The 25,732-nt window shown below is 60.6% G+C and carries 25 protein-coding genes and 1 tRNA gene; 4 read left to right on the forward strand and 22 right to left on the reverse strand.

The annotated features are described in order from the left end of the window. Positions 1–7: 7 nt before the first annotated feature. From WMW70_RS11635 to WMW70_RS11705, 15 genes are all read right to left on the reverse strand, one after another. Entirely contained in the window at positions 8–1,237 is a 1,230-nt protein-coding gene (locus WMW70_RS11635; protein WP_341437672.1) for a benzoate/H(+) symporter BenE family transporter, read from the reverse strand. A gap of 251 nt (positions 1,238–1,488) precedes the next feature. Continuing rightward, positions 1,489–2,430 carry a catechol 1,2-dioxygenase gene (gene catA, locus WMW70_RS11640; protein ID WP_341437673.1) on the reverse strand — a complete coding sequence of 314 codons (942 nt, stop codon included), beginning with the start codon at positions 2,428–2,430 and terminating at the stop codon, positions 1,489–1,491. 33 nt (positions 2,431–2,463) lie between these two features. Further along, the gene (gene catC, locus WMW70_RS11645; RefSeq protein ID WP_341437674.1) at positions 2,464–2,754 is read right to left on the reverse strand and encodes a muconolactone Delta-isomerase; all 291 of its coding nucleotides are present in this window, start codon (positions 2,752–2,754) and stop codon (positions 2,464–2,466) included. A 17-nt stretch (positions 2,755–2,771) separates the two neighbouring features. Further along, on the reverse strand, positions 2,772–3,893 hold the full coding sequence (locus WMW70_RS11650) for a muconate cycloisomerase family protein (protein WP_341437675.1): 1,122 nt from the start codon (positions 3,891–3,893) through the stop codon (positions 2,772–2,774). A 65-nt stretch (positions 3,894–3,958) separates the two neighbouring features. After that, positions 3,959–5,299: an MFS transporter gene (locus tag WMW70_RS11655; protein WP_341437676.1), complete on the reverse strand. Its 1,341-nt coding sequence runs from the start codon at positions 5,297–5,299 to the stop codon at positions 3,959–3,961. 159 nt (positions 5,300–5,458) lie between these two features. Next, the gene (locus WMW70_RS11660; protein ID WP_341437677.1) at positions 5,459–6,223 is read right to left on the reverse strand and encodes a 1,6-dihydroxycyclohexa-2,4-diene-1-carboxylate dehydrogenase; all 765 of its coding nucleotides are present in this window, start codon (positions 6,221–6,223) and stop codon (positions 5,459–5,461) included. 111 nt (positions 6,224–6,334) lie between these two features. After that, entirely contained in the window at positions 6,335–7,345 is a 1,011-nt protein-coding gene (gene benC, locus WMW70_RS11665) for a benzoate 1,2-dioxygenase electron transfer component BenC (protein WP_341437678.1), read from the reverse strand. A gap of 92 nt (positions 7,346–7,437) precedes the next feature. Continuing rightward, positions 7,438–7,926, reverse strand: coding sequence for a benzoate 1,2-dioxygenase small subunit (gene benB, locus WMW70_RS11670; protein WP_341437679.1), 489 nt, complete (start codon positions 7,924–7,926; stop codon positions 7,438–7,440). Then, positions 7,927–9,288, reverse strand: coding sequence for a benzoate 1,2-dioxygenase large subunit (benA, locus tag WMW70_RS11675; protein ID WP_341437680.1), 1,362 nt, complete (start codon positions 9,286–9,288; stop codon positions 7,927–7,929). A gap of 256 nt (positions 9,289–9,544) precedes the next feature. After that, positions 9,545–10,501 carry an AraC family transcriptional regulator gene (locus WMW70_RS11680; RefSeq protein WP_445942144.1) on the reverse strand — a complete coding sequence of 319 codons (957 nt, stop codon included), beginning with the start codon at positions 10,499–10,501 and terminating at the stop codon, positions 9,545–9,547. A gap of 302 nt (positions 10,502–10,803) precedes the next feature. Further along, positions 10,804–11,592 (reverse strand): 3-oxoadipate enol-lactonase, encoded by a 789-nt coding sequence (pcaD, locus tag WMW70_RS11685; protein ID WP_341437681.1) that lies wholly within the window; start codon positions 11,590–11,592, stop codon positions 10,804–10,806. 194 nt (positions 11,593–11,786) lie between these two features. Next, positions 11,787–12,992 (reverse strand): 3-oxoadipyl-CoA thiolase, encoded by a 1,206-nt coding sequence (gene pcaF / locus WMW70_RS11690; RefSeq protein WP_341437682.1) that lies wholly within the window; start codon positions 12,990–12,992, stop codon positions 11,787–11,789. Beyond that, entirely contained in the window at positions 12,989–13,771 is a 783-nt protein-coding gene (locus WMW70_RS11695) for a CoA-transferase subunit beta (RefSeq protein ID WP_341437683.1), read from the reverse strand. The genes pcaF and WMW70_RS11695 overlap by 4 nt, the downstream gene beginning before the upstream one ends. Further along, a complete protein-coding gene (locus WMW70_RS11700; protein WP_341437684.1) occupies positions 13,771–14,643 on the reverse strand; it encodes a CoA transferase subunit A in 873 nt (290 codons plus the stop codon). The genes WMW70_RS11695 and WMW70_RS11700 overlap by 1 nt, the downstream gene beginning before the upstream one ends. 176 nt (positions 14,644–14,819) lie before the next feature. Further along, positions 14,820–15,665 carry an IclR family transcriptional regulator gene (locus WMW70_RS11705; protein ID WP_339463450.1) on the reverse strand — a complete coding sequence of 282 codons (846 nt, stop codon included), beginning with the start codon at positions 15,663–15,665 and terminating at the stop codon, positions 14,820–14,822. A gap of 534 nt (positions 15,666–16,199) precedes the next feature. Here WMW70_RS11705 and WMW70_RS11710 point away from each other — a divergent pair. Further along, positions 16,200–17,711 carry a tyrosine-type recombinase/integrase gene (locus WMW70_RS11710; protein ID WP_341437686.1) on the forward strand — a complete coding sequence of 504 codons (1,512 nt, stop codon included), beginning with the start codon at positions 16,200–16,202 and terminating at the stop codon, positions 17,709–17,711. A gap of 178 nt (positions 17,712–17,889) precedes the next feature. Further along, positions 17,890–18,366, forward strand: a complete 477-nt coding sequence (locus tag WMW70_RS11715; protein WP_341437687.1) for a hypothetical protein — start codon at positions 17,890–17,892, stop codon at positions 18,364–18,366. Between the two features lie 123 nt (positions 18,367–18,489). Here WMW70_RS11715 and WMW70_RS11720 read toward each other — a convergent pair whose 3' ends face one another. Both WMW70_RS11720 and WMW70_RS11725 read right to left on the reverse strand, forming a co-directional pair. Next, entirely contained in the window at positions 18,490–19,059 is a 570-nt protein-coding gene (locus tag WMW70_RS11720) for a hypothetical protein (protein ID WP_341437688.1), read from the reverse strand. 144 nt (positions 19,060–19,203) lie between these two features. Beyond that, complete coding sequence (locus WMW70_RS11725; RefSeq protein WP_341437689.1) at positions 19,204–19,797, reverse strand: hypothetical protein; 594 nt, start codon at positions 19,795–19,797, stop codon at positions 19,204–19,206. Between the two features lie 206 nt (positions 19,798–20,003). Here WMW70_RS11725 and WMW70_RS11730 point away from each other — a divergent pair, with 206 nt between their 5' ends. Next, positions 20,004–20,564 (forward strand): recombinase family protein, encoded by a 561-nt coding sequence (locus tag WMW70_RS11730; RefSeq protein WP_341437690.1) that lies wholly within the window; start codon positions 20,004–20,006, stop codon positions 20,562–20,564. 414 nt (positions 20,565–20,978) lie between these two features. Here the strand turns inward: WMW70_RS11730 and WMW70_RS11735 are convergent, their stop codons facing one another. From WMW70_RS11735 to dapA, 5 genes are all read right to left on the reverse strand, one after another. Next, a complete protein-coding gene (locus WMW70_RS11735; RefSeq protein WP_341437691.1) occupies positions 20,979–21,398 on the reverse strand; it encodes a hypothetical protein in 420 nt (139 codons plus the stop codon). A gap of 166 nt (positions 21,399–21,564) precedes the next feature. Beyond that, a tRNA-Ser gene (locus WMW70_RS11740) sits at positions 21,565–21,654 on the reverse strand. 196 nt (positions 21,655–21,850) lie between these two features. Continuing rightward, complete coding sequence (locus tag WMW70_RS11745) at positions 21,851–22,720, reverse strand: phosphoribosylaminoimidazolesuccinocarboxamide synthase (RefSeq protein ID WP_325509154.1); 870 nt, start codon at positions 22,718–22,720, stop codon at positions 21,851–21,853. A gap of 222 nt (positions 22,721–22,942) precedes the next feature. Then, positions 22,943–24,061 (reverse strand): outer membrane protein assembly factor BamC, encoded by a 1,119-nt coding sequence (bamC, locus tag WMW70_RS11750; RefSeq protein ID WP_341437692.1) that lies wholly within the window; start codon positions 24,059–24,061, stop codon positions 22,943–22,945. A gap of 17 nt (positions 24,062–24,078) precedes the next feature. Then, positions 24,079–24,957, reverse strand: a complete 879-nt coding sequence (gene dapA / locus WMW70_RS11755) for a 4-hydroxy-tetrahydrodipicolinate synthase (RefSeq protein WP_341437693.1) — start codon at positions 24,955–24,957, stop codon at positions 24,079–24,081. Between the two features lie 216 nt (positions 24,958–25,173). On the opposite strand from dapA, the gene WMW70_RS11760 reads away from it, so the two are divergent. Next, entirely contained in the window at positions 25,174–25,731 is a 558-nt protein-coding gene (locus tag WMW70_RS11760; RefSeq protein WP_341437694.1) for a glycine cleavage system protein R, read from the forward strand. Position 25,732: the final 1 nt, after the last annotated feature.

The following is a 25,732-nucleotide window of genomic DNA, read 5'->3' on the forward strand; positions in this document are numbered from 1 at the left end:
GAGCGGGCTAACCGACCGCCTCCTTCTCGGCCAGATTGGCGCTATGCAGCGGCGCTGTGACGGGCGCTTTGTTGCGCCGAACGCCAAGCAGCAGATGGGCGGCGATGCCAAACATCAGCCCCCAGAAGGCGGCCGACAGGCCGAGAAAGGACATGCCCGAGGCGGACACCAGAAAGGTGATCAGCGCCGCTTCGCGGTCATCCGGCTGGGCCATGGCGCTGGCCATCGCCGCGGCAATCGCGCCGAACAGCGCCAGCCCGGCCAGGGCGGCGATCAGCTCTCTGGGAAAGGCGCTGAACAGCGACACCAGGGTCGCGCCGAACAGCCCCAGCAGCAGGTAGGCGAAACCGCCGACCACCCCGGCGACATAGCGCCGGGCCGGGTCTTCGTGGGCTTCGCGGCCGGTGCAGATGGCCGCGGTAATCGCCGCCAGGTTGAGGCCGTGACAGGCGAAGGGGGCCAGCAACAGCGAACCCAGGGCGCTGCTGGCGATGATCGGGCTGGCCGGGGTCTGGTAACCGGCATTGCGCAGCACCGCCATACCCGGCACGAACTGCCCGGTGAGGGCCACCATCACCAGCGGCAAGGCGATATTCAGGCTGGCCGACAGGCTGAATTCGGGGCTGATCCACACCGGCGTGGCCAGGCCGATCACTAGGGCCTCCTGGCGCAGCTCGCCGGTGGCGAAGGCGATGCCGCAACCGACCAGCAGCACCGCCAGCACCGCATAGCGCGGCGACAGACGCTTGACCAGCAGGTAGCTGGCAAACATCGCCAGCACCAGCCAAGGCTTGGTCTGCAGTGAAACGAACAGCCCGGTGCCGAAGCTGAACAGGATGCCGGCCAGCATGCCGGCGGCAATCGCCGCGGGCAGCTTGCCGATAAGCCGGTCGAAGGTGCCGCTGATACCGACCAGGAAGATGATCAGGCTGGCAACCATATAGGCACCGACCGCCTCGTTCAGGCTGATCTGCGGCAGCAGCGAAACCAGCAGCGCCGAGCCCGGAGCCGACCAGGCGATGATGATCGGCACGCGGTAACGCAGGCTGAGGACGATACCCAGCACCGCGCTGCCGATGGAGATTGCCCAGACCCAGGACGACAGCACGGCATGCGACATGCCCGCGCTCTCGGCCGCCTGAAAGATGATCACCAGGGGGCCGGCATAGGAAATCACCGTGGCGATAAAACCGGCCACCACGGCGGACAGGGAGAAATCGTTGATCAAGGCTTTCATAGGGCCTCGCAAGGTATGGATGGCGCTCCTCGGGGAGCGCTCTCGTTGTAACGTAGGGTGCGCAGGCGGCCCCGTAGGAGCGGCGGGGACGCCTAGTTCATGCCCGCGATCGCGGTCATGGACCGCTCCTACAAAAAGCCGCCTGCAGAAGGATCCCGGTGCGCACGGCCTAGGCGGCCCCGCGCCCCCTACGGCCCCTCACCCCAACCCTCTCCCGGAGGGAGAGGGAGCCAAAGCGAACCGCGGCGTGGTCAGGCCCCTTGCAGGGCGCGCGGACGCTTGCTGCGCTGTTCGGCCTGGGCGGCCGGGGCCTTCTGCAGCTGGAAGTCGAACTGCAGTTCGGCGAAGCGGCTGCCTTGCACGCCACGGTCACGGGCGGCTGCGGCGTCCTCGACGAACTTGATGTCGCCGACCAGGCCATCGCGGGTGGCGTAGGCGAAGTCGTCCCACAGGTACTGCTCGCCGGCCAGGTTGATCTGGGTGGTCAGGTGGCGGTGGCCCGGGGCGGAGACAAAGAAGTGGATATGCGCCGGGCGCTGGCCGTGGCGGCCGAGCAGGTTCAGGCATTCCTGGGTCGGGCCATCCGGGGAGCAGCCATAACCGCAAGGCACAATGCTGCGGGCGCGATAGCGGCCCTCGGCATCGGTGACGATGCGTCGGCGCAGGTTGTAGTCGCTCTGGCTCTTATCGAAGTAGGAGTAGTTGCCCTGGGTGTTGGCATGCCACAGGTCGACCACCGCACCGGCCACAGGTGCGCCCTGGGTGTCGCGCACCACGCCTTCGAGGAACATTACGGTGGCCTTATCCAGCTCGCTGCCATCGTCCATCCGTACTTCGCCTTCGGCCAGCGGCGCGCCGGCGACATACAGCGGGCCTTCGATGGTGCGCGGAGTGCCGCCGGTGAGGCCGGCCTGGGCATCCTTGGCGTCCTGCAGCACGTCGAGGAAGTGCTCCAGGCCCAGACCCGGCACCAGCAGGCCGGCTTCGTTGCGCCCACCCAGACGGTTGAGGTAGTCCACCGCATACCAGAATTCGTCGTCGGTGATTTCCAGGTCTTCGATGATCTTCGCCGCATCATTGATGATGCGCCGCATGATCTGCTTGACCCGCGGGCTGCCCTGATCGTTGTTAAGGCCGGCGGCCTCGTTGAACAGGTTCTGGATTTCGGCGGTGTGGCTAACTTTAACGGTCATGATGGTTTCCTCGGTTTTTTGTTTTAAGGCGAATCAACGGTCGTCATCACGGATCGACGAGGGGTGGCGGCAGACGCCGTCGATCTCGATATCCATGTAGGGAAACAGCGGCAGCTGCAGCAGGGTGTCGTGCAGCGCCTCGACGCTGTCCAGGTCGAACAGGCTGTAGTTGGCGTAGTGCCCGGCAATGCGCCACAGGTGACGCCACTTGCCCTCGCGCATCAGGCGCTGGGCCAATTCCTTCTCGTCCGCCTTGAGCTGGGCGGCCTTGGCCGGGTCCATGTCCGGCGGCAGTTTTACGGTCATCTTTACGTGGAACAGCATGGGGCTCTCCTCTTGGGTCAGGGGCGGCGGAAGAACGCCAGGCGCTCTTCGTCCAGGGTCAGGCCAAGGCCCGGAGTACGCGGCACGTGCAGCTGGAAGTCGCGGTACTGCGGTGCCTCCTGAACGATTTCCTCGGTCAGCAGCAGCGGGCCGAACAGCTCGGTGTGCCAGGTCAGTTTGTTCAGGGTCAGGAAGGCGTGGGCCGAGGCCAGGGTGCCGATCGAGCCTTCCAGCATGGTCCCGCCGTAGAGGGCGATACCGGCGCTTTCTGCGATCGCCGCGGTGCGCAACACGGCGCGCGGGCCGCCGTTCTTGGCGATCTTCAGGGCGAACACCGACGCCGCGCCGTCGGCGGCCAGGCTGAAGGCGTCCTCGACGCTTTCGATCGATTCGTCGGCCATGATCGGCGCAGGGCTGCGCTGATTGAGACGCACCTGCCCTGCCCGGTTGATCCGCGCAATCGGCTGTTCGATCAGGTCGATACCGTTGTCGCCGAGCATCTGGCAGGCGCGCAGGGCCACGGACTCATCCCAGGCCTGATTGACATCGACCCGCACGCTGGCACTGTCGCCCAGGGCGCGCTTGATCGCGATCACGTGCCTGAGGTCCTGGCTGACCTCACCCGCGCCGATCTTCAGCTTGAAGATGCGGTGACGGCGCAGACCCAGCATGTCTTCGGCTTCGGCGATGTCCTTGGCGGTGTCGCCGCTGGCCAGGGTCCAGGCTACTTCCAGGCTGTCGCGTACCCGCCCGCCGAGCAGTTCGCTGACCGGCAGACCGAGACGCTTGCCCAGGGCATCCAGCAGCGCGCTTTCCAGCCCGGACTTGGCGAAGGTATTGCCCTTGGCGGCCTTGTCCAGGCGCAGCATGCAGGCGTTGATATTGGCCGCGTCCTGACCGATCAGCAGCGGCGCGAGGTGGCTGTCGATATTCTGCTTGATGCTCTCCGGACTCTCGTTGCCGTAGGCCAGGCCACCGATAGTGGTGGCTTCGCCAAGGCCTTCGATGCCGTCGGCACAACGCAGGCGAATCACCACCAGGGTCTGCTGCTGCATGGTGTGCATCGCCAGCTTGTGCGGGCGGATGGTCGGCAGGTCGACGATGATCGCCGACAGGCTTTCGATCAGGGTTTGGCTCATTTCAATCTTCCAGTCAGTCCCCCTCGCCCGCCTGTGGGAGAGGGGTCGGGGTGAGGGCTAAAGGCTCAGGCCTTGGCACCGCTCAGCAGCATGGCTGGGTGCTGCCGGCGCTTGGCGCTGATGGCGAACACAGTCATGGCGATGGCGGCGATGGCACCGGGTACGGCGAAGGCCAGGAAGTTCAGTTGCAGCGGCAGGTTGATGCCCATCAGCGCGCCGCCCAGCAGCGGGCCGACGATGGCCCCGTTGCGGCCGATGCCCGAGGCCCAGCCCAGGCCCGTGGAGCGGATCGACAGGCCATAGAGCTGCGCAGCCCCGGCGTACAACAGAATCTGTGTGCCGATGGTGGTGGCACCTGCGACGAAGATCAGCAGGTACAGCAGCGGCGTCGGGCTCTTGAAGCCCAGCAGGCTGATCGACACGGCGGCGGCAACGAAGAAGGCCACCATCACTTTGCTCAGGTTGAAGCGGTCGCCCAGCCAGCCGCCGAGAATGGCACCGGCCATGCCGCCGAAGTTCAGCGCCAGGAGGAACGACAGGCTCGACCCCAGGCTGTAGCCGGCGTTGGCCATCAGCTTGGGCAGCCAGGAGCTCAGTGCGTAGACCATCAGCAGGCAGCAGAAGAACGCCAGCCACAGGCACAAGGTGCGCAAGGCGCGGCCGTCACGGAACAGCTCGAACACCGCCACGCCCTTGCCTTTGCTATCGCTCATATGCAGCTGGTCGGCCGCGTCGATGTGCAGGCCCGGCTGGATCTTCTGCAGCATCTCGCGGGCCTGCTCATGACGGCCCTGACGCACCAGAAAACCCACCGATTCCGGCAGTTTCCACAGAATCAGCGGCAACAGCAGCAGGGGTACGGCGGCGGCGAAGAACATCGCCTCCCAGCCGAAGCGCGGCAGCATATAGATGCCGACACCAGCGGCGAGCATGCCACCCACCGAGTAGCCGCTGAACATGATGGCCACCAGGGTGCTGCGCAGGCGCTTGGGCGCGTACTCGTTCATCAGTGCCACGGCATTGGGCATCAGGCCGCCGCAGCCGAGACCGGCGATAAAGCGGCAGATACCGAACTCGGTGGGGTTGCTGGCGAAACCGTTGACGATGGTGGCGCTGGAAAACAGGGCAAAGCAGATGGCGATGCCCTTCTTGCGCCCGATCCTGTCGGCCAGGGTGCCGAAGGCCAGCGCGCCGAACATCATGCCGAACAGCGCATAGCTACCCAGAGCGCCGGCCTGCAATGGGGTCAGCCCCCACTCCTGCATGATCGACGGCAGTACCACGCCGTAAATAAACAGGTCGTAACCGTCGAAGATCAACAGCAAGGCGCAGAGCGCCATGACCATCCAGTGGAAGCGCGAGAAGCGCGCGTTGTCGATGATTTGGTGAACATCTATCTGTCGCATGGCATGGGTTCTCTCTTTTTTTTTTGTTGTGAACTGCGTTGTTTGCGCTGGGTAGGATGGGTTGAGCACAGCGATACCCATCGCCCGGCTTGATGGGTATCGCCTACGGCTCAACCTGCGCGGCCCGACCTAGGCGGCCCCACCCATCCTACGAAGCTGCTAGCCCAGATCACCGCCACCCACCGGCAGGGTTACGCCGGTGATATAGGCGGCGTCATCGGAGGCCAGAAACAGAATCGCCCCAACCTGCTCGTCGATGCTGCCGTAGCGTTTCATCAGGCTACTGCTGAGGGTCTGATCGACGATCTGCTGGTACCAGAGCTGTTCCTGCTCGCTCTGCGCGGCCGTGTTGCGCGGGATGCGCCGTCGCGGCGCTTCGGTGCCGCCCGGGGCGGTGGCGTTGACGCGGATGCCGCGCTCGGCGGTCTCGAAGGCCAGGCAGGCGGTCAGGGCGTTGACTCCGCCCTTGGCCGCGCCATAGGGCACGCGGTTGACCCCACGGGTGGCAATGGAGGAAACGTTGACGATGGCCCCACTGCCCTGCGTCAGCATCTGCGGCAGCGCGGCATGACAGCACCACAGAGTGGGGAACAGCGAACGGCGCACCTCGGCCTCGATCTCATCGGCCTGGTAATGCTCGAACGGCTTGGCCCAGATGGTGCCGCCGACGTTGTTGACCAGGATATCCAGGCGGCCAAAGCGCTCGATAGCGGCGGCCATTACCCGCTGGCATTCGGCAAACTGCTCAAGATCGGCAGTCAGACAGAGGACACCTTTATGCTCGGCCAGCTCGAAAACCAGCTCGGAGCGATCCACCGCCACCACGAGCGCGCCCTCCTCCAGCAGCCGCTCGGCCACGCGCCGGCCGATGCCCTGGGCGGCACCGGTGATCACGGCAACTTTCTCTTGAAAACGCATCTTCATAGTTCCGACCTCAATCAATGCTTGCGGCGCGCCTGCAACCTGTAGGAGCGGGCTTGCCCGCGATGCTTGCAACACCTTCGCGGACAAGTCCGCGCCTACAAGGGCGAGGTTTCAGGCGCTGGCGGCGAACTTCTCGTAATAGAAATTGGCCGGCTGGATGCCCTGTTCGCGGATGTACTGGCTGACCGCCTCGACCATCGGCGGCGGGCCGCACAGGTAGACATCCACGTCGCCGTCGTTGAGGTGCTGGGGCGCGATGTGCTGGGTGACGTAGCCCTTGTGCGGATAACTGCTATCCGGGCTGGCCACGCACGCGCTGTAGGTGAAGTTGGGGATACGCGCGGCCAGGGCCTCCAGCTTGTCCATCTCGACCAGGTCGAAATCGTGGGTCACCCCGTAGATCAGGTGCAGCGGGTGTTCGCTGCCCTGCTCGGCAATCTTCTCCAGCATCGCGGTGAAGGGGGCCAGGCCGGTGCCGCCGGCCAGCAGCAACAGCGGCCGCTTGATTTCGCGCAGGTAGAAACTGCCCAGCGGCCCGGCCAGGCTTATGCTGTCGCCGGCTTTCGCCAGGTTGGTGAGGAAGCTGCTCATCAGGCCGCCCGGTACGTTGCGAATCAGAAAGCTGACCTCGCCGTCCTTCTGCAGGCTGCTGAACGAATAGGCGCGGCTCTGCTCGCTACCGGGTACCTTGAGGTTGACGTACTGCCCCGGCAGAAACGCCAGCTTGCTCAGCGCCTCACCCTTGATCGACAAAGCAATGGTGCTATCGGAAAGCTGACGCACCGCGCTGATCGCCGCCTCGAAGCTGGCCTGCTGGGTCTTGCACAGGTCGCTTGAGGCCGGCACGCGGACCACGCAATCACTCTCGGCACGCATCTGGCAGGTCAGCACATAGCCCTGTTCGGCCTCGGCTGCGCTGAGGGCGTCGTCGATATAGTCCTCACCGAGGTCGTATTGGCCGGCTTCGGCGAAACACTTGCAGGCCCCGCAGGCACCGTCGCGGCAATCCAGGGGGATATTGATACCCTGGCGGTAGGCGGCATCGGCCACGGTTTCGCCGAGTTTGGCGTCGATAAAACGGGTGACCCCGTCTTCAAAATTCAGTGCGATCTTGTGGCTCATGGCACACCTCGCTGTAGCTGTTCGGGCGGATTGCGGCATGCACGGGCCCGTGACAGGAGGCAACGCCTCCCGCCGGCAGCCCTGCAGCGGATTCAGATGTGGTAAACGTCGATGACCTGGCGCACGTAGTCGTTCTTCAGCACCACCTTCTTGGCCTTGATCAGCGGGTTCTCGCCGCAGCTATCAAGGGTGTAGAAGCTGGTGCCGTAGAAGTGGTCGACGACCTTGTAGCGAAAGCTCATGGTGTGCCAGTTGAAGCGCACCTTGGTCAGGCCCTCAGCCTGCTCGACGATCTCGATATTGCTGATGTTGTGCGAGGTGCGCGTGTCCGGAATGGTCGCACTGGAGCGCTCGGTGCGGATGCGGAACACCCGGTCTTCCAGGCCGCTGCGGTTGCCGTACCAGATCAGCGAAATCTCGGTCTGGGGGTTTTCCACCAGCTGATCGCGGTCGTCCCAGGCCGGCATCCAGAAGGTTGCGTCGCTGGCATACAGCTCCAGCCACTCGTCCCACTGCTTGTCGTCCAGGTAGCGCGCCTCACGGTAGAGGAAGTCGCGCACGGCTTCATAAGTCAGGCTCATTTACGCGCCCTCCACGTGAATCAACTGGTCCTGCTGCTCTTGCAGCGCCTTGATCATCTGCTGCTGCCAGTAGTGGTGCTGCAGCACGAACAGGCCTTCGTCCTCGGTGCGCACGCCGCTCATCAGCGGATGCAGGTCGATCTCCCTGGCCGACTCGTCGGCACCGTCAACCCAGTGCTCGCTGCCGCGGGACATGTCGTTCCACTCCATGGCGCGGCCGGCGAAGCCCTGCTGGCAGGCGCGGAACTCTTCCAGATCGTCCGGGGTGGCCATGCCGCTGACATTGAAGAAGTCTTCGTACTGGCGGATACGCCGCGCGCGGGCCTCGGCACACTCGCCTTTCGGCGCGATGCAGTAGATGGTCACTTCGGTCTTGTCCACCGACAGCGGCCGGGCGATGCGCAGTTGCGAGCCGAACTGATCCATCAAATACAGGTTCGGGTACAGGCACAGGTTGCGCGAGTTGCCGATCATCCAGTCGGCGCGGGCTTCGCCAAACTCGGCGGCCAGGCGCTCGCGCTCGGCGAACAGCGGCCGATCCTCGGGGTTGTCCCAGCGGGTCCAGAGCAGCAGGTGGCCGTTGTCGAAGGAGTAGAAACCACCGCCCTTCTTGCCCCAGCCGCCGGCGCTCATGGCGCGAATATCGTCGCCCGCCTCTTTCAGCTTGCGTTGCTGCTGGGTGGCGGCGTAGTTCCAGTGCACGGCGGTGACGTGGTAGCCGTCGGCACCGTTCTCGGCCTGCAGCTTCCAGTTGCCCTCAAACACATAGGTGCTGGAGCCGCGCAGCACTTCCAGGCCATCGGCGGACTGGTCGACGATCATGTCGATGATCTTCTTCGACTCGCCGAGGAAGTCTGCCAGCGGCGCGACATCTTCACGCAGGCTGCCGAACAGGAAGCCGCGGTAGGACTCGAAGCGCGCGACCTTCTTCAGGTCGTGGGAGCCGTCGCAATCGAAACTCTGCGGATAGCCGGCTTCCTTGGGGTCCTTGACCTTGAGCAGCTTGCCCGAGTTGTTGAAGGTCCAGCCGTGGAACGGGCAGGTGTAGGTGGCCTTGTTGCCGCTCTTGAAGCGGCAGAGCATGGCACCGCGATGGCTGCAGGCGTTGATAAAGGCATTGAGCACACCGTCCTTGTTGCGCGCGATAAAGATCGGCTGACGCCCCATATGGGTGGTGTAGTAGTCGTTGTTCTCGGGGATCTGGCTTTCATGGGCTAGGTACAACCAGTTGCCCTCGAAGATGTGCTCCATCTCCAGGTCGAACAACCGCGGGTCGGTGAACATCTCGCGCTTGCAGCGGAAAATGCCCTTGTCTTTATCTTCTTGCAGCAGGCCGTTCAGGTAATCGAGTCGCAGGGTCATCGCCATGGCTCCGTTATTATTGTTTCAACGGAATTAAGGCTACGGCTGAAAACTGTCCGACAATATCCGCTTTGTACGCGACCTCTATCCGTTTTCTGCAGGGCAGCGAAAGCCGATAGACGGTATGAGCGGGAAACCGGGCGCGGGAGGGAAGTTCAGGACGTGGGGCGTACTTGGCTTCGGCCTCCTGCGTCGCGCTACCTCCTGCATCCCTGCAGTCGTCGCGAAGCCTTACGCCATGGGGGCTGCGACGGGCTTAGCAGCGCCGGCGCAGGGTGTCGGAGGGCAACTCGCCGAAGGCGTTCTTGTAGTTTTCCGAGAAGCGCCCCAAGTGCAGGAAGCCATAGTCCAGGGCCACCTCGGTGACATTGCGAATCCGTGCGCCCGGGTCGCTGAGCTGGGCATGGATCTTCTCCAGCTTGCGCTGGCGGATAAAGTGCTTGGGCGTGGTACCCACATGCTTGTCGAACATGCCGTAGAGCGAGCGCGGGCTGATCCGCGCCAGCTCGGCCAGCTGTTCCAGGCTGATGTCCTGCTTCAGGTTGTCCTCGATAAACTGCAGGATGCGCTCGAACGATGGCGAATGCTCATCCTGGGGCAGGCGACTGACGTTATTGGCCACCTGGGCCAGCAGCTTGGTGGCGATGATGCGGGTGAACTGCTCGGTGACCTGGGGCAGCGGCTGCGCGCTTTCCGCCTCCTCGCAGACCAGCGCCAGGAGGTTGCCGAAGCCCTCGATATGTTCCAGATAGTGCCGCGGGGCAAAGCGCACGCCCTCGCTCGGCACGCTCCAGTGATTGTCGCTGCAGACCTTGGCGATGGTGGTGGCGGGCAGTTTGACGATGAACTTCTCGCAGTCGTCCGAATAGGTCAGGTCGACCTGATCGTCGGGGTTGATCAGCAGCAGTTCGCCCGGGGTGAAGTAGTGCTCCTGATTACCCCTACCCTTCCACAGGCAATGACCGCTGAGCAGCACCTGCAGATGGTAGATGGTCTCCAGGGCCGGCGAGGTGACCCGCACGCTGCCGCCATAGCTGAGCCGACACAGGTCCAGATTGCCGAAGGTGCGGTGGCTCAGGCTGGCCTGGGCACTGCCGTTTTGCGGCAAACGGATGCAATGCGAACCCACATGCTGGTTCACATAATCGGACACCTCGTACGGACTCGCATCGGCGAAGATCCGACTCTTGTCGTTCAACAGACGAAACACCATCACGCAGGCACTCTTATAGTTGTAGTCGCACCGAAAACGCTAGTAATACACCAGAGCCATGCAAGTGGCAGCTGCACACGATCAATGGTAGCCCACGGCCATACGTCGGGCCTCGGCCGGGTAGCGCCACGAAGCTGGAAGCCAAATCATTATGCGACAGCCCCCACGGATTGCGGGCAGACCCGGCCGCCCAGCGCGCGATAATCGAACGCTTTAGTGGCGGCTCAGGCTGGTAGAGAGGTCAGGTAGCCATTGCGTGTGGTGAGGTGATAAGTCGTCGATTGGCGTTAAGGCAGTGGCAATCAGGGCTGCAGAAAGGCCAGCAACGCGGCGGTAAAAGCCTCGCCGGCCTCGACATTGGACAGGTGCGCGGCATGCAACTCGACCAGCTGCGCGCCGGCGATCTGCTGCTGCATAAAGCGCCCGTGTTCGGGGGTGGTCACCGCATCGGCCGTGCCGCAGACGATCAGGGTCGGCTGCTTGATGGCACTCAGTTGCTGACGAAAATCGGCATCGCGCACCGCCGCGCAGTTGCCGGCGTACCCCTGGGCCGAGGTGGCTGCCAGCATCGCGGTAATGCGGTTGGCCTGGGCCGGCTCGGCCGCGGCGAATTCAGGGGTGAACCAGCGGGCAATGGATGCATCGCGCAGGTCGCTCATGGCCTGCTGGCCGCCTTGCAGCACCATGTCGATACGGCTGTTCCACACCTCGTCGTTGGCAATCTTGGCCGCGGTGTTGCACAGCACCAGCTTGTCCAGACGCGCGCCGGCATGGATGCCCAGCCACTGGCCAATCAGGCCACCCATGGACAGGCCACAGAAGTGCACCTTGGCAATATCCAGATGATCAAGCAGGGCCAGCACATCACGGCCCAGTTGCTCGATGCTGTAAAAGCCATCACTGACCTGCGACTGGCCGTGGCCGCGGGTGTCGTAACGCAGCACCCGGAAATGCTCGGTAAAGTCCGGCATCTGCGTGTTCCACATGCCCAGGTCGGTGCCCAGGGAATTGCTCAGCAGCAGCACCGGCGCGCCAGCCGGGCCTTCGAGTTGGTAATTCAGGTCGCCATCGGCGAGGTGGACAACAGGCACGGGAAAACTCCTACAAATAAATGGAACTCGATGTTCGGCCAGGACGCGTGCGTCCGAGCGGCAAAGCCCGCTGCCATGGGCCCCTACATGCAATAGTGAAGGCCAGCTATGGTCGATACAACGAGGTTAGCCTGCGGTGCGCACGGCCTAGGCGGCCCCGCGCCACCCTACGGAGCAAGGTGCGCCGCAGGGGCTCAGACCCGCTCGATGGCCAGCGCCAGGCCCTGACCGACGCCCACACACATGGTCGCCAGGCCGCGCTTGCCGCCGGACTTTTCCAGCTGATGCAGGGCGGTCAGCACCAGGCGCGCGCCGCTCATACCCAGCGGATGACCGAGGGCGATGGCACCGCCATTAGGGTTGACCTGGGCCGCGTCGTCGGCCAGGCCGAGGTCGCGGGTTACCGCCAGCCCCTGGGCGGCGAAGGCTTCGTTGAGTTCGATCACGTCGAAATCGTTGACCTGCAGATCCAGCCGCTCACACAGCTTGCGCACTGCCGGCACCGGACCATAGCCCATGATCCGCGGCGCTACCCCGGCGCTGGCCATACCCAGCACCCGCGCCCGCGGCGTCAGGCCGTGTTTTTTCACCGCGCAGGCACTGGCCAGGATCAGCGCCGCAGCACCATCGTTGACCCCCGAGGCGTTGCCGGCGGTGACGGTTTTGTCCGCGCCATTGACCGGCTTGAGTTTGCTCAGGGCTTCCAGGGTGGTGTCCGGGCGCAGGTGTTCGTCCTGATCGATCACGCTGTCGCCCTTCTTGCCCTTGATCAGCACCGGGACGATTTCTTCGGCGAAGAAACCGGCGGCCTGGGCGGCTGCCGCGCGCTGCTGACTGCGCAGGGCGAAGGCGTCCTGGTCGGCACGGCTGATATTGAACTGGTCGGCGACGTTATCGGCGGTCTGCGGCATGGCATCCACGCCGTATTCGGCCTTCATCAGCGGGTTGATAAAGCGCCAGCCGATGGTGGTGTCCTCGATCTTCTGGCTGCGCCCATAGGCGCTGTCGGCCTTGCCCATGACATAGGGCGCGCGCGACATCGACTCGACGCCGCCGGCAATCGCCAGCTCCATCTCGCCGCTGGCGATGGCGCGAAAGGCCGTGCCGATCGCGTCCATGCCCGAAGCGCAAAGGCGATTCAAGGTCACCCCCGGCACGCTGTCCGGCAGGCCGGCCAGCAGCAGGGCCATGCGCGCGACGTTGCGGTTGTCTTCGCCGGCCTGGTTGGCGCAGCCCATGAATACTTCGTCGACCGCCGTCAGATCCAGACCCGGATTACGCGCGATCAGCGCCTTCAGCGGCACAGCCGCCAGGTCATCGGCACGCACCGGAGCCAAGCCGCCACCGAAGCGGCCGATGGCGGTGCGCACGGCGTAGCAGATAAAGACTTCGCGGCTCATTCCTCACCCCCGGCCTGGCCGTGGGCGGCTGCGGTACGGGCTTCCAGGGCGCGCAAGGCAGCGAGTTCGACCTCGGTCGGCTCGGCGGTGACGCTCAGGCTGTCGGCAAAGCGGATCTGCCAGCCGGTGGCCTCGATCACCTGTTCGCGGGTCACGCCTGGATGCAGGCTGGTGACGATAAATTCGTTGGTGCCGGCTTCCGGCTCCATGATGCACAGGTCGGTGATGATGCCCACCGGCCCCGCGCCAGGCAGGCCCAGCTGCTTGCGGTGATCGCCGCCCTCGCCATGGCCGACCGAGGTGATAAAGGCCAGCTTGTCGACAAAGGTGCGGTGCGATTGCTTGAGGATAATCAGCACCTGCTTGGCGCTGCCGGCAATCTCCGGCGCGCCGCCGGCACCGGGCAGGCGCACTTTCGGCTGGTGGTAATCACCGATCACCGTGGTGTTGATATTGCCGTACTTGTCGACTTGAGCCGCGCCGAGGAAGCCGACGTCGATACGCCCGCCCTGCAGCCAATAGCGGAAAATCTCACCGGTGGGCACCACGGTGTCGGCGGTTTCGGCCAGCTCGCCGTCGCCGATGGACAGCGGCAGCACCGTCGGCTTGGCCCCGATCGGGCCGGATTCGTAGATCAGGACCACGTCTGGCGAGGAAGTCAGACGCGCCAGGTTGGCGGCCTTGGATGGCAGGCCGATGCCGACGAAGCACACCGCGCCGTTCTGCAGGCGGCGGGCGGCGGCCACGGTCATCATTTCATTGGTGCTGTAGGCGCTCATCAGTTGGTCTCCTGCTGGGCAGCCAGTTTGGCCTGGCGCAGTTTTTCTTGAAACGCGGCGAAATCGGCGGTGCCGCGGATGTATTCGTCGATCCAGGCGCTGAAGGTTTCGCGGTCGCGGGCAATCGGGTCCCAGGCCTGATAGAAGCGGTTGTCACGCTCGGAGTAGCCGAGGGCGTAGGACGGATGGGCACCGCCGGGCACCTGGCAGACCGCAGTCAGCGCCCAGCTCGGCAATACGCAGGCGTTCATCGGCGCATTGAGGTCGTCGACGATTTCTTCCACGGTAACGATGCAGCGCTTGGCCGCCAGGGCCGCTTCCTTCTGCACACCGAGGATGCCCCAGAGCAGCACGTTGCCCTGGCGATCGGCCTTCTGCGCGTGGATCACGGTGACATCCGGGCGCACGCTCGGCACCGCCGCCAGCTTCTCGCCGGTGAAGGGACAATCGATGAACTTGATTCGCGGGTTGACCTTGACCAGGTCCGACCCCTGATAGCCGCGCAGCACGGCGAATGGCAGGCCCGAGGCACCCGCGACATAGGCGTTGGCCATGGCGGCGTGGCTGTGTTCCTCGATTTCCAGCGGCTGCGGCCAGCCCTTCTCCACCGCATCGCGCAGGCGATGGAGGGAACCGACACCCGGGTTGCCGCCCCAGGAGAACACCAGCTTCTTCGCGCAGCCGGCACCGATCAGCAGGTCATAGACCAGGTCGGGGGTCATGCGGATCAGGGTCAGCTCGCGCTTGCTCTGGCGGATAAGTTCGTGGGACGCCGCCGTCGGGATCAGGTGGGTAAAGCCTTCGAGGGCGATGCTGTCGCCGTCGTTGACGAAGCGCTGTATGGCTTCGGCGAGGGAAATGATTTCGGCCATCGGTGCTGCTCTCACTGGTTGGACAGTGCCACCGCTTGCAGGTGGCGAGTGAGTCAACAGTAGGCCGAGGGACATCGGCAAACAATCCGATAATCGTCTTACTGTTCGATTATCGAACCATTAATGGCATTCCCCTCCACGCCCGGCAGCCGCTGCAACCAGCCGCAGGCAGCGGTTTAGAGCGGCTTGAACAGCTGGCTGCTCAGCTCGCGGCTGGCATTGAGCATGATCGGCAGAAAGCGCTGCACCAGCTCGCTGGCGGGCACGCGGCCGGCGTGGGTGCTGACGTTCATCGCGGCCAGCACATGGCCCGCTGAGTCGTATACCGGCACGGCCAGCGAGCGCAGGCCCTGCTCCAGCTCCTGATCGACCAGACACCAGCCCTGCTCACGCACTTGCTGCAGGCACTCCCAGAGCGCATCCGGGGTATGCAGGGTACGGCTGGTCTTGGCCTGCAGGTCGGCGTGATTGAGGTAATCGTGCAGGCTGTCGTCGTCCAGCGCGGCGAGCAGTACCCGCCCCATGGAGGTGCAGTAGGCCGGCAGGCGACTGCCGACGCTCAAATCCACCGAGATCAGCCGCTGCGGAATCGCCGAGCGGGCGATATACAGCACCTGCTCACCTTCCAGGGTGGCCAGGTTGCAGGCCTCGTGCAGCTGCTCGCTGATCCTGTCCAGATAGGGCTGCGCCGAAACCGCCAAAGGCGTCGAAGACAGATAGGCATGGCCCAGGGTCAGCACCTTGGGCAACAGCGAATAGGTGCGCCCGTCGGTGGTCGCGTAACCCAACTGCATCAGGGTATACAGGCAACGGCGCACAGCAGCGCGGGGGATCTCGGTGCGGTGGCTGATCTGCGCGATGGTCAGGTGGCGCTTGCGCTCCTGAAAGGCATTGATCACCGCCAGGCCGCGGGCCAGGGAGGACATAAAGTTGGGATCGCCCGTGAACTCCTCGATACGCTTGGCCGGCGACACATAGGGCGGCGGTGCCAGGGTGGACAGCGGCGGACGATTTTCGCTCATGGGGCCTCCAGGGCAAGGGGACAGCGCCAGGCGATTATCGAACTGGTGCGCGATAATCGCAAACGCTGTTAGCGCCTGGCTTTGGCTCAGATGTGGCTGCGAACGGATTGGCGGCCCGCTATGCCCTGCCCGCTTGATGCCTGAGCGCCGGCTGGATGCGCTAAGGCTCGGGCCGATTTTCGACAGTGGACGAGGTGAAGCGAATGGAGGGAAGGCGGGATCTTGAATTTGTATTTAAGCGCGTCAGTACCTGGCGATCTCGCTCAATGTTAAGCCGCTCAAGTGGACTGGCTTGAGCCTGCTCAGGGCACTTCAGCTGCCCTCAATACCTGAAACGAAAAAGCCCCCGAAACTTATAGAGTTTCGAGGGCTTCGGTACTGCGATATGGCGGGAAGATAGGGACTCTCAGATAACACCCCTCAAGCCCAGCAACCCCGCATATTACGGGAGTTACAGCAAGTTTTGGGTACTCTTTTGGATAGATTTTGGATAGAGTTAGCCAAAATACAGCAACCCAAGAAGGCACCAGCGCCATGCGTGACAATCTGATTTTGAGGGGCAACACCTACCACGTCAGATTGGCACTCCCTGCCGATGTTCGCCCCTTCTTTGGTAATCGGAAGCTACTGTCTCAATCGCTAAAGACTGGCCTACAGCAAGAAGCCAAGGACAGGGCAAGACCCATCCTACTGGACTGGAAAGACCAGATTGCAAAAGCCAAACAGGCCCACGCGTCACAGGCTGAACAATGGCGAGAGGAACTTGCAAAGGTGGGAACACTCAGTCAGCGCAGCTTAACCCGCAAGGTGATGAAAGCCGTTCAAGGCAAGCCCTCCTTACTTGAGAGCAAGGGTGCTGAGTATGTGGATGGCGTACTAGAAGCCATTAAATCTGTGCATGACCAGATGGCAGAAGGCCTCAGAGAAGACGGTGTACCCGATGAGCTTCTAGATAGAATCTTTAAAAACATCAGGACAGAGTTAACAACCAGCGGCCTTGAGTCGATCCCCACGATTCAAAGCACCAGCACACTGCTAAACGAAGCACGCCTACAGGCTGCATCTAATCGCTATAGACTCACCAGCAGCCAGCAAGCGGAAGCCTCAACCATTCTTGCCAACCCTAAGGCCTACAAACCTAAAAGCCCTATCACCCGAACAATGCTTGATAGCTGGGTGACCCACTTAGAGAGCCAAATCCCGACTGCAAAGACTAGAGATAGACACAAGGCATCAATCCTGCGCTTTAGTAATTATCTCAGCCGCGAGGGGCTACCCCTCAACTTCGATACAGTCCACGCATTCCTTAGCACCCTGCCAGAAGCCCGCCAGACACGCTCTAACTACCTATGGTCAGGACGCACTTTCTGGAAATGGGCCAACAAGTATCAGCCTGCTTTCAGGGATCAATTTAGCAAGCAGCCTTGCCCCTTTGATGGTCACGAATTACCAAGGACAGGCGAGGCAGCAGGCCGCAAGCGCAAGGCATTCAGCAAACAAGAAATTGAAGCCCTTCACCGCAAGTCGGTAGAGAAAGGCAGCACAGCACTTGCCCAACTGATTCAGTTTGCTGCCTATACGGGTGCACGTCTTGAAGAGATTGGCAGGATCAAGCCAGAACACACGATATTCGACAGTAGCGGCGAGCCTGTAGGCTTCAAGATCACTGAAAGCAAAACAGAGGCAGGCGTCCGTGACATACCGCTACACCCAGCCCTTGTACATTTGTTTAGAGAGCTGTCAGCGAAGGCATCAGAGAATGACGGCTACCTATTCCCCGGCGGGCAGAATAAGTACGGAAATCGCCTGGACGGCCTCAGCAAGCAGTTTGGCAGACTGAAAAGCAAAGACTTTGGCAAAGACCACACATTCCATAGCATCCGACATTCAGTCACGACATTGCTGCATCAAGAAGGTGTGAGTATCGAGGTGCTGCCTTACATCCTTGGGCACGAGACAGGGGCGTTCAGCCTTGCTCAGTATTCCAAAGGCCCAAGCTTTGAACAAAAGGCACAGGCAATCGCCTTGCTTGAGTACAATTTCTAACATAGCACTAGTCCAGAAAAATCAAAAACATACCGCACAAGTAATGCGTAGTATGCGGCACTAACTTAAGACTCACTGTCAGCGCTGGTGCTGCACGCAGCCATTTCGCGTTACTAATCTTTGAAGTAGGTATAGGAAAGACTTTGATTCATTGATCTAAGAGAGAGAAAGAGTAAGAATGAGTGAAACAAGTGATGAAAAGAGCAAACGTAATTATCTACGATTGCTTAAAAATCATGAATGGAACTACCAACACTCCCTGTTTTATGAGGATGGTGCTGACAGCAAAGCCCTACTGGATGAAATGATTAAATTCAAGCAAGTGCTGAGACGCAAGTGTCCAGGCCAACCATTCTTGATCCGCATACAATTACTCAATAAAAGAACCGCTTACAATCCGGATGGCGGATTGCAGGCATATCTTGTGATTCTGACGACCATAAACGCTCGCGACGCTCTCGCAGGTGCTGCGAAGGTAGCTATGCATGCGCCATGCAACATATTGAAAAAGGAACTCACTCAAGAAAGGAAAGCCCGGATGGCTTCGGCTATCAAATCACAAAAACCACACAACCTTGAGCGATTTTTCGGAAAACAAAAAATCAATCGATTCACACTATTAAACAAGAGCAAACTCAGCCTTAAACATGACTAGAACATCAAAATATTCAAAAGGTGGACTTCTAAATTTTAATCGAAGCACTCAAATCTAACATATTTACTGGGTTGCAGGCTGCTAGGTTAAGCAATACTGCCCCCCTCTCTAAAACGAACAGCCTTAATCTTCATTCAGAACCCCGATTATAAAATATATATCAAAAGCCACTCGACTAAACCCGTCTGGGGCAACCATGCTATAACCAGTGTAATCCCGAATATCACTAAAGCCGAAAAGAAATAACTTGAATTTATCAAGGATGATACCGCCGTCCTTGTATATCTTCTTAAACATCTTCCTCACGTAACCAGCCTCATCAATTCCAAAGTTATCCTCATTCCTGCAATAAATGTCAACCTGAACAAAAGCATCAATATAGTAATAATCCTGAGGGAAGCACCCTCTAGCCTTGCAGACCTTATAAAAGTATTCCCTCATATCTTCTTCGTAGTCACGAGGCTTAACTCCCTTAAGGTTATCTATATAAGAAGAGTTATCAGCGCATCTATATAGAGCTTCCCCATCCAGGCGCCGACCGAGCATGGTGCTTATCTGCAACTCACCTTCAGGACATGGCTCTCCATTCATTCCGGGCAGAACCCTCAGAGTTGATGCTTTAACAAGCAGCAGATAGATCAACTCTCTCAGTTCGTCATTTAATGGCAAAGGCTTAAGCCCTTTGATAGACATAAACGACCTCGTAAATTACCGAGGAAAAATCCCGACGACTCGTGAACAAACAGTGAGAAACGCCAAGGCAGCAAAAACCGTTAGGCTGGTACGGGCTGAAAGCGATCTATGTCGCCTGAAACTAGCTCGCATGATGCATTGCCCTTAACTCTGAGGCCAATTAACAACCCTTGCTCTCACGCCAGAGAACGGGAGGAAGCATCCCCCGGCCCTTGTCATCAGAAACTTGACCGTAACTAGACTGCCTTTCTTTAGATCGTAACCAGCAGATGGGTCATCAAATTTCACAGACAGGTCTTGAGTGCCTTTCCCGTCTACATTCAGGGACATTTCATCGGCTTCAAGTAATGTGATTTCGCCTTGCCATTCCATCCACCTGTTACGGTAGTTGGAATTGAATAAATCCTCTTTCTTATCGTCGCTGTAGTTGCTGCTGCAACCCACCTGAGCATCTACAGCGGCATAGCTGGCTGAGCTATCAAGATAAATGCCTTGTTCTTCGAGGGTCTTCTCTTTGGGCGTGTGTTTCCCTTGACTGGTAATAAGGCCAAGTACAACAAGACCAACGACACACCCAACCACAATGACGAATAGCTTCTTAACAGGGTTGAGGTTTGCAGGAATACGCTCACCACGGCCTTTGGGGTTGTCCGCCTTGGATGGTGCCCCGCAGCTTGGGCATGCTGGAGCAATGTCGCTGATCTTTTTACCGCACTCATAGCAGTCAATTAGAGCCATCCCTAGTCCCTCAGATTTACGTGATAAGGCAGAGTGCCACCCTGTAACACAATCAATCAATCCTGATTATGCCAAGGTGTCACAAACGACCGATTTTGAACCTCTCTTAGAATCCCTCCCTCCTTGGTGTCATAAAATAGGGTTTGCACTTTTGAACCTACTACGTATAATGACACCACGTTATTGATACCAAGGAGAAAGCCACCATGACCCGTACCTTCTTGTACTGCCGTGTTAGCACCAGTGACCAGACCACACAAAACCAAGTGCAGGAAGTGCAAGCAGCAGGCTTTGACATTCAGCCCCAGCGCATTGTTGAAGAGACTATCTCAGGTAGCACCAGCACCAGTGAGCGTAAAGGGTTTAACAAGCTGTTAGAGCGTATGGAGGCTGGGGACGTATTGGTAGTGACCAAGCTAGACCGCCTAGGCCGTAACGCCATAGACGTACAGCAGACAGTGCAGATGCTTGAAGCTAAGGGTATCCGTGTTCACTGCTTGGCCTTGGGTGGCGTAGACCTGACCAGTGCAGCGGGCAAGATGACAATGGGCGTTCTGGCTGCTGTAGCAGAGTTTGAGCGTGATCTGCTGATCGAACGTACACAGGCAGGCTTAGAGCGTGCAAAGAAAGAAGGTAAGACACTAGGTCGCCCCACTGCTGCTAATCGTGAGCAAGTGCAGGCGTTGAAGCTTGAGGGTAAAAGCCAAAGCCAAGTGGCTAAGGAATTAGATGTAAGCCTGTCTACTGTTAAGCGCTTATGGTCATAGGCACACACACCACACACAGCCCCTTCATTGGGGCTTTTCTTTGCCCGTAAAACAGTCAATTCCTTAGTAAAAATAGCCCCTAAACAGGCGTTCTATGCCTAGGCCATAGATGGTATGGGAATAGTGCAAACGGCTTAAATACAAGCGTACAGACCCGCTCAATAGCCCTTTGCTATGCTAAGCATGGGCATAGAGACAGGGTGAGGGTGTCGATATTTCCCATAACCTAGACGGGGTGGTACGGCTGACCACGCTCCTGCCAAGCAATAGACCACCCGCGCCAGTGACAACAGCAGAATGCTCGCCAAGCTCAGGATATTTTCCAACCTGCACACAGCAGATATTTTTGACACTGCCACAGCCTGTCCGGGGGAAGTGTGGTGTGCATCTTAAAATGGGGAGTGACAATAATTGTCAGCCCGTAGCCAGCTCTTCACGCAGCACCAGCAACCCATCATGGGCAATGACGTGATAGACAGCCTGCCCCGTCTTGATCTGATTCAGCTTGAAGACCAGCCCATCAGAGGCCAGCCAATCGAGTACAGCATCAGCCCCTTCCTGTAGCGTCACCACTACGCTGTCACCAACAGACCGAGCAAGGGCCAAACAACCAACGTCATCCCTTCTTTCTGGTGTGCCTTCGATCTTGCTTGGTATCAGCCCGTGCGGCGCTGTGCAGCCGATACGGATAGCCCCAGGCTTTGCACCTGTAAGCACCTTAAACCTGATCCCATCTAATGACAGACGGCGGGTCATGTCCTCCCGGTCGGCTTCAGGACAAAGCCGAACAATGATTGATTGCCCTTCAAATAGAGATTTGGCTAGGTAAGACACGTTCGACACTCCTTTGTCATGCGTGGTGATACTCGGCCAGCGTAGACCGGGCGCAGATATTCGCCACAATTCAGCAAAAATGGTGGGTACTGTTTTGGATAGTTAGTGGATAGAACAGAAAAGAAAAAGCCCCGTAACTCATTGAATTACAGGGCTTTTCTATGTATGGCGGGAAGATAGGGATTTGAACCCTAGGTGCTATCGCTAACACAACGGATTTCGAATCCGTCCCGTTCGGCCACTCCGGCATCTTCCCATGGCGGCGCGCATGATAGCAGCTGAATGGCTTTTGGCGAACCCCCGTTTTGAAATTTTTCACATGCTTTCAGATGCTTGCGCTCAAAAGCCGTAATCAGGGGTGAAGCCTGGGTGACGACAGCCTGAGCCCGCGCCCACAAAAAGGGGCACCGCAGTGCCCCTCTGTGTCGCTGTGACAGCGTTTTGAAGCCGGGTTAGACGGTCAGGCGGGTCAGGGCTTCGCGGTATTTGTCGGCGGTTTTCTGCGCGACGTCGGCGGGCACTGTCGGGGCTGGGGACTGTTTGTCCCAGCCGGTGGATTCCAGCCAGTCGCGTACGAACTGTTTGTCGAAGCTCGGCGGGTTCTGCCCTTCAACGTAGCTGTCGGCGGGCCAGAAGCGGCTGGAGTCGGGGGTCAGCACTTCGTCCATCAGGGTCAGGGTGCCGTTTTCGTCCAGGCCGAATTCGAACTTGGTGTCGGCAATAATGATGCCGCGGGTGGCGGCGTATTCGACCGCAGCGCTGTACAGGGCGATGGCGGTATCACGCACCTTGGCCGCCAGCTCGGCACCGATGATGGCTTCGCACTGGGCGAAGGAGATGTTCTCGTCGTGGTCGCCGACGGCGGCCTTGGTCGAGGGGGTGAAGATCGGCTGGGCCAGCTTGGAGGCTTCTTTCAGGCCGGCCGGCAGGGCGATGCCGCAGACGGTGCCGCTCTTCTGGTATTCCTTCCAGCCGGAACCGACGATATAGCCGCGCACGATGGCTTCCACGGCCACCGGCTTGAGGCGCTTGGCAACGACTGCGCGGCCCTCGACCAGGGGCAGTTCGGCGGCTGGCACCACGTCTTCGACCTTGTCCCCGGTGAAGTGGTTGGGCACCAGGCCGGCCAGCTTGTCGAACCAGAAATTGGAGATGGCGGTGAGGATCTTGCCCTTTTCCGGAATCGGCTCGTTGAGGATCACGTCGAAGGCCGAAAGGCGGTCGGTGGCGACCATCAGCATGCGCTTGTCATCGATTTCGTAAAGGTCGCGAACTTTGCCCGAGTAGATCTTCTTCAGGCTGAGGGTCGAGGCTGTGGTCATATCGAGGTTTCCGCCTATAGCGTGAAAGTCGCGTAGCGACGCCATCCCTGTGCCCTTCTCCCGGGGAGAAGGTGGCACGTTGCGCCGGGTAAGGGCAGCGGACGCGCCGCGACGGCTTTCATGGGTCTGGCTGCCATTGCTGGCGGGCCGGTTGGTAAACGAAACAGGCGAAACCCACTGGGTTTCGCCTATCGGTATTGCGGGTACGGCACCAACCCGGGGTTAGCCGAGGTTGTCCTGGATCAGAATCAGCACGCGGCGCGCGACATCAGCCGGGGCCACGGTGTCGATGTCCTTGTCCACGGTCACCTGCACGTTGTCACCAACGGCGGTCAGGCGTACCTGATAGCGCTCGGCGCGGGCGTCGATCTCTTCCTTGCTCGGCTCGCTGCCGAACACCTTGCCGAAGAAGCCCGGCTCCTGGTCCTTCTTCTGTGCACCCTCGGCCAGGTTGACGTAGTACACACCCAGGCTGCGGTTGATATCGTCGATGCGGATATCGGCCATTTCCAGGGCGCGGCCCACGCCCGACCAGGCGCGGTCGAAGTCGGCACCCAGGCTCAGCAGCGGGTTGCCGTTGCCATCTTCGCTCAGACTGACACGGCTCGGCGCATCGAAATCGCGGGCGGCCAGCAGAGACACCGAACCGCCCTGCTCGGCGCTACGCGCCAGGGCCACCAGCATTTCGTCGAGCAGCGCGGCATCCAGGCTGGGGTTGCTGCTGCGGTTGGTAAAGGCGACATCGGCCGTGCTACCGGCTGGACGCTCGGCGCTGACGACGAAGATTTCGCTGGTATTGCGCTGCACGCCTGGCTCGATGCGCACCCGCACGCGGGTTTCGGCATCCGGCGCGACGCCGGAAACACGGCTGCTCAGGCGACGCGCCATGGACGCGGACAGAGCATCGAAACGCTGCCAGGCGGTGCTGAACTCGCCGGTTTGCGGGCGATCTTCGCTGATCTGGAAGCCGTTGTCGGCAAAGAACTGACGCGCCACCGGCCAGACTTCGGCCGGCACTCGCTGGGCAACAACCCAACGCGACTCGCCGCTTTTCTGCAGGCTGAATTCGCTGGCATCAGCCAGCACAGCCAGGGGCTGGGGCCGCGGTACTTCAAACTCGCCAACCACGGTGCTGCTGGCAACCTGTTGCGGTACGGGCAGCAGGGGGTCGAGGCGCTTGGCTTCGACATTGGCTGGGAGTTGCATCGGTGCCGTCTGGCGCGCTTCGAGGTAGTCGCTACCGCGGTCGCGGAAGTAGCCGTCTTCGCCATAGATCCAGCCACAACCACTGGCACTGCCAATGATCAGGGCCAGTGCTGAAAGTCCGGTGAGTCGCTTCATGCGTAGTAATTCCTCAATTAAACCAATACGCCGGACTGGCGCAGGGCCTGACGCAGCGGTTCATGACAACGTGGGCTGAGCCAGGTCAGTGGCAGACGGATACCGTCCGGCATCAAACCCATTTCGTGCAGAGCCCATTTCACCGGAATCGGGTTGGATTCAATAAACAGTGCCTTGTGCAGGGGCATCAGGCGGTCGTTGATGGCGCGGGCAATCGCCGCTTCGCCACGCATGGCCGCGGCGCACAGGTCGCTCATGGCGCGCGGGGCGACGTTGGCGGTTACCGAGATATTGCCCTTGCCGCCCATCAGCATCAGCTCGACGGCGGTGGCGTCATCGCCGGAATAGACGAGGAAGTCCTTGCTCACGCGGTCCAGCACTTCCTGGCCGCGCTGCAGGTCGCCGGTGGCTTCCTTGATACCGATGATGTTGTCGATCTTCGACAGACGCTCGACGGTCTCAGGCAGCATGTCGCATACGGTACGGCCCGGCACGTTGTAGAGAATCTGCGGGATGGCCACCGACTCGGCGATATGGCGGAAGTGCAGGTACAGGCCTTCCTGGGTCGGCTTGTTGTAATAGGGGGTGACCAGCAAGCAGGCATCGGCACCGACGTCTTTGGCGGCGCGGGTCAGCTCGACCGATTCACGGGTGGAGTTGCCACCGGTGCCGGCGATAACCGGGATGCGCCCGGCGACCTGATCGACAATGCGCTTGATCACTTCGATGTGTTCAGGCACCTCAAGGGTCGCCGACTCGCCGGTAGTGCCGACTGCGACGATGGCATTGGTGCCCTCTTGCAGGTGGAAATCCACCAGTTTGCTCAGGCTGTCCCAATCAAGACCACCTTGCGCATCCATGGGCGTAACCAGTGCCACCATACTGCCCGCAATCATGCAACCGCTCCTGCCGGAAAAAGAGAGCCGTAATGGTACTGGGGCCACCTGCCTTGTACAAGCGAAGTACTGCGGCCCGGCACAAGCAATCTTTATTGGCAAAGCATCGCCTGCGGTGCCCGCGAGCATTCCCCTGAGCAGCGCTTTTCGCTACCCTTCAGCCTTTATTCGGCGCTGCTTGTAAAAGCCGACCGCCCATCGTTTTAGGAAGGCTGCATGTCCACCCCCCCAGTTCGCGAACAATTCCTCCTGATCAGCGCCCTCGGCCCCAACGCCATGGAGCTGACCAACGTACTCTGCCGTACCAGTCATGAAAATCGCTGCGCCGTGGTCAGCACCCGCTTGAGCCGCCATGGCGAGTTCAGTGCCCTGGTGCTGCAGATCTCCGGCAGCTGGGATGCCCTGGCGCGCCTGGAGGCAAGCCTGCCCGCCCTGGCCAAGAAGCACAGCTTCTCGGTCAACGTGATCCGCAGCGCGGCCTCCGAAACCCGCCCGCAGGCCCTGCCCTATGTGGCCTACGTCAGCTCGGCCTACCGCCCGGACATTCTCAACGAACTGTGCCAGTTCTTTATCGACCACCATGTCGAACTGGAAAACCTGACCTGCGACACCTATCAGGCTCCGCAGACCGGCGGCACCATGCTCAACGCTACCTTGACCGTGACCCTGCCGGCCGGCACCCAGATCAGCTGGCTGCGCGACCAGTTCCTGGACTTTGCCGATGCCTTGAACCTGGACGCCCTGATCGAACCCTGGCGCCCACAGACCCCTTGAG

It is taken from the genome of Pseudomonas sp. XK-1 (assembly GCF_038069885.1).
GTDB lineage: Bacteria > Pseudomonadota > Gammaproteobacteria > Pseudomonadales > Pseudomonadaceae > Aquipseudomonas.